Source organism: Roseivirga seohaensis (genome assembly GCF_001592945.1).
In the GTDB taxonomy this organism is placed as follows: domain Bacteria; phylum Bacteroidota; class Bacteroidia; order Cytophagales; family Cyclobacteriaceae; genus Roseivirga; species Roseivirga seohaensis.
Map to the genome: position 1 here is coordinate 1 of NZ_LRPB01000021.1, position 342 is coordinate 342.

A 342-nucleotide genomic window follows, 5' to 3' on the forward strand; every position below is an offset into this window, starting at 1 on the left:
TTTTGGAAATGTAGATGGACAGGGTACAGAAGCTCGATTTACAACGCTTATGGGCGGAGCGATTGATTCTCAAGGTAATCTTTATGTAGCCGATTTCGGGAATCATTCGATTCGGAAAATAACCTCAGCGGGTTTAGTTACCACTTTAGCGGGTTCAGGAACAGAAGGTTATGCAGACGGGACTGGGATAGCTGCAAGCTTTAATAGACCCTTCGATATTGCCATTAATTCAAATGATATAGTTTTTGTTGCTGACGAAGGGAATGATCGAATTCGTAGAATAGAGCCTAATGGAGAGGTGACTACTTTCGCAGGTTCTGGTGTAGAAGGCTTTCTTGATGG

The 342-nt window shown here is 43.0% G+C and carries 1 protein-coding gene; it reads left to right on the plus strand.

The features are described 5' to 3' along the window. A partial coding sequence (locus AWW67_RS06450) for an NHL repeat-containing protein (RefSeq protein WP_511474566.1) occupies positions 1 to 342 on the plus strand: 342 nt, incomplete at both ends.